Source organism: Kitasatospora sp. NPDC054768 (assembly GCF_053612025.1).
The window spans coordinates 1-7,576 of record NZ_JBSHBN010000261.1; the positions used below are offsets into that span (position 1 = coordinate 1).

General features: G+C 73.5%; 1 protein-coding gene and 1 pseudogene. Both read right to left on the reverse strand.

From position 1 onward, the window contains the following. Positions 1-5,980 (reverse strand): annotated as a pseudogene (locus tag ACWGKU_RS39375) (SDR family NAD(P)-dependent oxidoreductase); the annotation flags it as partial. A 2-nt stretch (positions 5,981-5,982) separates the two neighbouring features. Next, positions 5,983-7,576: type I polyketide synthase (locus ACWGKU_RS39380; RefSeq protein ID WP_452191789.1), on the reverse strand; the 1,594-nt coding region annotated here is incomplete at its 5' end.

Genomic DNA, 7,576 nt, shown 5'->3' on the forward strand with positions numbered 1-7,576 from the left:
CCCCACCCGGCAACCGGCACCCCATGCCCACGATCACCACCGGATCGTCCGACACCGACACCGCGGGCACCACCGGTGCCGCCGACGCCACACCCCCGTCGAGGATCCGGCTCAGCAGGTGCTCCGCGAGCTGCCCCGGGGTGGGATGGTCGAAGACGACGGTGGCGGTCAGGCGCAGGCCGGTGGCGGTGTTGAGCCGGTTGCGCAGTTCGACGGCGGTCAGGGAGTCGAAGCCGAGGTCCTTGAACGGCTGCCGGTCCCACGCGGCCCCCGGTTCGCTGTGCCCGAGCACGGCGGCGGTGTTGGCGGTGACCAGGTCGAGTGCGGCTCGCAACCGTTCGGCCTCCGGCAGCGTCCGCAGGCGGTCGGCGATCGCGCCGTGCCGCGCCGGGCGCCGGGCCGCCTTGCGGGATATGAGGCCCTTGAGGGCCGCCGGGGCCGCCGGGGCGCCCGCCAGCACGGACAGGTCGAGGCGTGCCGGCACCAGCGCGGCCCGGTCCGTGGCCAGGGCCGCGTCGAACAGTGACAGGGCGTGGTCGGTGGCCAGCGGTACGACCCCGGCTCGCATCAGCCGGTCCTGGTCGACACCGGTCAGGTGCCCGGTCATGCCGCTGGCCTCCGCCCAGTAGCCCCAGGCCAGCGAGGTCGCCGGCAGTCCGAGGGCGCGCCGGTGCACGGCGAGGGCGTCGAGGAAGGTGTTGGCCGCGGCGTAGTTGGCCTGCCCGGGGCTGCCGAGCGTCCCGGCCGCCGAGGAGAAGAGGACGAACGCCGTCAGGTCCCGTCCCCGGGTGAGTTCGTGCAGGTTCCACGCCGCCCGTGCCTTGGGCTCCCAGACCGCGGCGAGGCGTTCGGGGGTCAGGGACTCGACCACGGCGTCGTCCAGCACGCCCGCCGCGTGCACGACCGCGGTCAGCGGGTGCGCGGCCGGGATCGCGTCCAGCACGGCCGCCAGCGCGTCCCGGTCGGCCACATCACAGGCGGCCACGGTCACCTCCGCGCCCAGCCCGGCCAGCTCCTCGCACAACGCCGCCCCGCCACCACTACGGCTGACCAGCACCACGTGCCGCACACCCCGCTCGGCCACCAGATGCCGGGCCACACGACCCCCCAGCGCCCCCGTACCACCGGTGATCAGCACGGTGCCCTCGGGGTCGACCGGCTGAGGAACAGTGAGAACGATCTTCCCCACGTGAGCGGCCCGACTCATGAACCGGAACACGTCGACCGCGTCCCGGAGCGCGCGTACGTCCAGTGGCAGCGGTGCGAACCCGCCGTCCGTGAAGGCCCGTACGACGGCGTCCAGGATCTCGCCGAGCCGTTCCGGCCCCGCGTCGGCGATGTCGAACGCCCGGTAGACGATGCCGGGATGGTCGGCCGCGTCGCGGATGTCGGTCTTGCCCATTTCCACGAACCGGCCGCCGGGCCCGAGCAGCCGCAGGGAGGCATCGACGAACTCGCCGGACAGCGAGTCCAGGACCACGTCCATGGGCGGGAACTTCTGCTCGAACTCCAGGGTGCGCGACGAGGCGATGTGGTCCTCGTCCAGTCCCAGGGCGCGCAGGGTGTGCCATTTGGCCGGGCCGGCGGTGGCGAACACCTCCGCCCCGAGCCGCCGGGCCAGTTGGATCGCCGCCATGCCGACGCCGCCGGTGCCGGCGTGGATCAGGACCCGGTCGCCGGCCTTCAGCCCGCCCAGGTCGCGCAGGCCGTACCAGGCGGTCAGGAACACCACGGGCACTGACGCGGCCCTGGCGAACGACCAGTCGTCGGGCATCCGGACCAGCAGCCGCTGGTCGGCGACGGTGACCGGGCCGAAGGCGCCGGGGACCAGGCCCATGACGCGGTCGCCGGGCCGGAAGCGGGTGTCCGGGCCGGTTTCGACGACGACGCCCGCGCCTTCGCCGCCCATCAGGGCCTCGCCGGGGTAGACGCCGAGGGCGATCAGCACGTCCCGGAAGTTGAGTCCGGCCGCCCGCATGGCGATCCGGACCTGCCCGGGCCCCAGCGGCTCCATGAGCTCCGGGCGGGACACCAGCGCCAGGTCGTCGATGCTGCCGGTGCCCGTGTCCTCCAGCCGCCAGGTCCCGTCCGGCGGGGTGAGGCTCGCGCCGACGCGGACCAGGCGGGGGACGCGCAGCGCCCCTTGGCGTACCGCCAGTTCCGGCTCGTCCGTGCCGGCGATCAGCGCGGGGTCCCAGGTCGGGTCGGCGTCGACCAGGACGAACCGGTCGGGGTGCTCGGCCCGCGCGCCGCGGACCAGGCCCCAGACCATCGAGTGGTGGAGGCCGACCACGTCACCGGGCGCGGCGGCGACGGCGTTGCGGGTGACGACGGCCAGCCGCGTCCGCTCACCCGCCAAGTGATCCCGGATCACGGCGAGTACGCTCCGCGCGCTCTCGTACGCCGCCTCGACGGTGTCCGCCTCGGGCTCCGGCCCGGTCACCTCGTGGACGACCAGGTCCGCGGGGTCGCCGCCCGTCGACGCCGGTTCGAAGGCCAACGATTCAAAGGGCAGCCAGTCGAGTGCGTACAGGCTGTCCGGGACGGCGGTGGCGTCCCGGACGGTCAGCGACGTGATGGCCGCGACCGGGGTGCCGTCCGGATCGGCCACGGCCACGGTGTACGTGTCCGGCCCGGTGGCGGACAGGCGTACGCGCAGCGTCCGGCGGCCCGTGGGCCGTATCGCCACTCCCGTGAACGCGAACGGCAGGCCGGTGCGGTCGGTGAGGAACGCCATGGGGTGCAGTGCGGCGTCGAGCAGCGCGGGGTGCAGGGCAAACGGTTCCTCGGCGGGAAGCTCCACCTCGGCGTAGACGGTGTCGCCGACCCGCCAGGCCGCCGTGACGCCCTGGAACGCCGGCCCGTACTCGTAGCCGAGCACGGACAACGCGTCGTAGAGCCCGTCGACGTCGAGGGTCTCACCGGCCGGCGGCCAGTCCCAGGCGCTCAGCACCGGCTCCTCGCCCAGCGTCCCGGTGGCGTGCCGCACCCACTCGTCGCCGTCGTGCGAGTACACCGTGAGCGGGTTGCGGCCGTCGTCCTCGGGGCCCACGACGACCTGGAGGTGCACCGGGGTGTCGTCGAGGACGAGCGGCGTTTCGAGCACCAGCTCCTCGACCGCGCGGCCGAGCCGGCCGGCCGCGTGGGCCGCCATTTCCGCGAACGCGGTGCCGGGCAGGAGGACGGAGCCCCGCACGGCGTGGTCGGCCAGCCACGGGTGGGTGGCGAGCGAGATCCGTCCGCTGAGCACCGCGCCGTCGGGCAGTTCCACGAACGTGCTGAGCAGGGGGTGGTCGCCCGACGCCGTCGGGACGGGCCGCAGCCAGTACGGCCGGCGCTGGAAGGCGTACGTCGGCAGGCTGACGGGCTCGGTGTCGTCCGGGAACCGCCAGTGGACCGGGACACCATGGACGTGCAGGCGGCCGAGCGAGGTGAGGAAGTCGTCCTGGTCGCGCCGGAGCGTGCCGGTGACGAGGAGGTCGGAGCCGTGGTGGTGACCGGTCTCCTCGACGGCGGAGACCAGGACCGGGTGCGGGCTGATCTCGACGAAGACGGTGTGGCCGTGGTCGAGCAGCAGCCGGGTGGTCTGGTCGAACAGCACGGGTTCGCGGAGGTTGCGGTACCAGTAGGCGGCGTCGAGGGCGGAGGTGTCGACCGGCTCGCCGGTGACCGTGGAGTAGAACGGGATCGCCGCCAGGTGCGGTGTGATGCCGGCGAGGTCGGTGAGCAGGTGCTCACGGATCGCCTCGACCTGGACGGAGTGGGCGGCGTAGTCGACGGGCAGGCGGCGGGCGCGGACGCCGTCGGCCTCACAGGCCGCCAGCAGTTCGTCCAACGCGTCCCGATCACCCGATACCACCACGCTGTCCGCCGAGTTGACCACCGCCACCGTCAGCCGGTTGTCCCAGCGGGCCACGAACCCGGCGGCCTGCTCATGCCCGAGGCCGACCGACACCATCCCGCCCTGGCCCGCCAGGGCGACCAGGGCCTTGCTGCGCAGGGCGACCACCTTGGCCGCGTCCTCCAACGACAACGCCCCCGCCACGTACGCCGCCGCGATCTCCCCCTGCGAATGCCCGACCACGGCATCAGGCTCCACACCATGCGCACGCCACAACTCCGCCAGCGCCACCATCACCGCGAACAGAGCCGGCTGCACCACATCCACCCGCTCCAACGACCCACCGCCGGTCAGCACCCCCACCAACGACCAGTCCGTGAACGGCGCCAACGCCGCCTCACACGCATCGATCACCTCCCGGAACACCCGCTCCGAGCCGTACAACTCCCCACCCATACCCACCCACTGCGCACCCTGCCCCGGAAACACGAACACCGACCGACCCAACGGGCGCGCCGTCCCGGTGACCAGACCCGGCGCCGTACCGCCCTCCGCCAGGGCGTCCAACGCCTCCACACCGCTCAGCACCGCACGGTGATCGAAACGCGACCGCCCCGCCAACGCCCGACCCACCGCAACCGCGCCAACCCCCGGATGCCCGGCCAGGAACGCCCCCAGCCGACGTGCCTGCTCCCGCAACGCCACATCCGACTTCCCCGACAACACCCACGGCACCACCCCGCCTGCGGACCCCGTCGAAACCTCGACCGGCTCTTCGGCAGCCGCCTCGATCACCACATGCGCGTTGGTGCCGCTGATGCCGAACGCCGACACGCCGGCACGGCGGGGACGCCCCGTCTCCGGCCACGGCCGGGCCTCGGTGAGCAGTGAGACACGGCCCGCCGACCAGTCGACGTGGGAGGTCGGCGCGTCCACGTGCAGGGTCCGCGGCAGTTCACCGTGCCGCATCGCCATCACCATCTTGATCACACCCGCCACACCGGCCGCCGCCTGGGTGTGCCCGATGTTCGACTTCACCGACCCCAGCCACAACGGCTCGCCCCGCCCCTGACCGTAGGTCGCCAGGAGTGCCTGGGCCTCGATGGGATCGCCAAGGGTGGTCCCGGTGCCGTGGGCCTCCGCCGCGTCCACGTCCGCCGTCGACAGTCCGGCATTCGCCAACGCCTGCCGGATGACGCGTTCCTGGGACGGACCATTCGGCGCCGCAAGCCCGTTCGACGCACCGTCCTGATTCACCGCCGAACCCCGCACCACCGCCAGCACCCGGTGACCGTTGCGACGGGCGTCCGACAACCGCTCCAGCAGCACCAACCCCGCACCCTCACCCCAGGCCGTACCGTCGGCCGCCTCGGCGAACGCCTTCACCCGGCCATCGGCGGCAAGCCCCCGCTGCCGCGAGAACTCGACGAACCCCGCCGGCGTCGCCATCACCGTCACACCACCGGCCAACGCCAGCGAACACTCCCCCGCCCGCAATGCCTGCGCCGCCAGGTGGATCGCCACCAGCGACGACGAGCACGCCGTGTCCACCGACACCGCCGGACCCTCCAGCCCCAGCAGATACGACACCCGCCCGGACGTGGCGCTGGTGGCTGTTCCGGTGGCGAGAAAGCCTTCGAGGTCCGGCGGCGGCTGGTTGCCGTAGCCGGAGGACCACAGGCCGGTGAACACGGCTGTGCGGCTGCCGCCGAGTGTGGTCGGGTCGATGCCGGCGTACTCGAAGGTCTCCCAGGCGGTCTCCAGCAGCACCCGCTGCTGCGGGTCCATCGCCAGTGCCTCACGCGGCGAGATCCCGAAGAACCCGGCGTCGAAGCCGGCGCCGTCGGCGAGGAAGCCGCCCGACCGGCTGTAGGTCGTGCCCGGCCGGTCCGGGTCAGGGTCGTGGACGACGTCCCATCCACGGTCCGGCGGGAATTCGGTGATCGCGTCGACACCGTCCAAGACAAGCCGCCACAGGCCGTCCGGGGACTCCACTCCGCCCGGGTAGCGGCAGCCCATGCCGATGATCGCGATCGGCTCGCGCGCGGCCTCCTCCATGTCGGCGAGGCGCCTACTGAGCACTCCCAGGTCGGCCGTGGCGCGCTTGAGGTAAGTGCGGAGCTTCTCTTCGTCGGACATCGCTACTCCTCAGCGTTTCGGGACTCGCCCGAGCGGATGACCTCGGTCCTGCGGTGCGCATCGTCCAGAAGGCTGAACAGTTCGTCGTCGCTGGCCTCGTCGACACCGGCCGCGGAGCCGGTACGTCTGGCGGTCCAGGCCGCGAGAAGCGCTTCGAGGCGGGCCGCGACGGTCTCGTAGTCGGCGTCGGCGGCTGCCGCGTCCAGGGTGGACTTGAGCCGGTCGAGTTCGGCGAGCAGGGGGTCGGGTTCGGTGCCGTGCAGCCGTGTGTGCACGAAGGCGGCGAGGCGGGCCGGTGTCGGGTGGTCGAAGACGAGCGTGGCGGGCAGGCGCAGGCCGGTGTCCGCGTCGAGCTGGTTGCGCAGTTCCACGGCGGTGAGCGAGTCGAACCCGATGTCGGTGAACGCCTGGTCGGGGTTGACCGCCTCCGGTGACGAGTGCCCCAGGACGAGGGCGACCTGGCCCACGACGAGTTGCAGCACGTCGGCCTGCGTCCACGCGCGGTCGGCGGCCTGCCTGCGCCGGGGCCGTACCAGCTCCCGCAGCAGGGCGGGCGGGTCGCCGGCGCGGCGCAGCGCCGGCAGGTCGAACCTGACGGGGACGAGGGTGGGGGTGCCCGCGGTCAGCGCGGCGTCGAACAGGGCCAGCGCGTCCGTCGTCGGCAGCGGCCGTACGCCGGCCCTGGCCAGGCGGTGCCGGTCGACGGCGGTCAGACCTCCGGTCATGCCGCTGGCCTCCGCCCAATAGCCCCAGGCGAGCGACACGGCCGGCTGTCCCTGGGCGTGCCGGTGTGCGGCGAGGCCGTCGAGGTACGCGTTCGCCGCCGCGTAGTTCGCCTGGCCCGCACCGCCCAGCACACCGGCCGCCGACGAGAACAGCACGAACGCCTCCAGGTCCGAGGTCAGTTCGTGGAGGTGCCGCGCCGCGAGGGCCTTCGGCTCCCACACGCGCGCGAACCGCTGCGGGGTGAGGGATTCCACGACGGTGTCGGCCAGCGTGCCCGCGGCGTGGATCACCGAGGTGACCGGGTGTTCGGCGAGCAGCCGCGCCACCGCCTCGCGGTCGGACACGTCGCACGCCACGATGTCGGCGGTCGCGCCCAGCGCGGCCAGGTCGGCGGTCAGCGCGGCCGCGTCGGGGGCGTCCGGGCCGCTCCGGCCGACCAGCAGCAGGTGCCGCACGCCGTGCCGCACGGCGAGGTGGCGGGCGATCGTGCCGCCCAGGGTGCCGGTGCCGCCGGTGACGAGCACCGTGCCCCCGGGGCTGAGCGGCGAGGGCAGCGGTTCGGTCCGCGCCCGTTCGAGGCGGGGGACGTGAACGGCGCCGACGCGGATCGCGAGCTGGGGTTCGTCGCCGGCCAGCCGGACCTCGTCGCCGTCGTCACCGTCGACCAGCACGAACCGGCCGGGGTGCTCGGTGGCGGCCGACCGGACCAGGCCCCAGACGGCGGCGGCCTGCGGGTCGACGTCCTCGCCCGGACGGACCGGAACGGCGTTGCGCGTGGCGACCACCATGCGCGGGGTGTCCGTGGTGAGGAAGTCCTGGATCACCCGCAGGGTCTCGACGGGCGATGTGGCGTGGTGGACCGGGATGTCC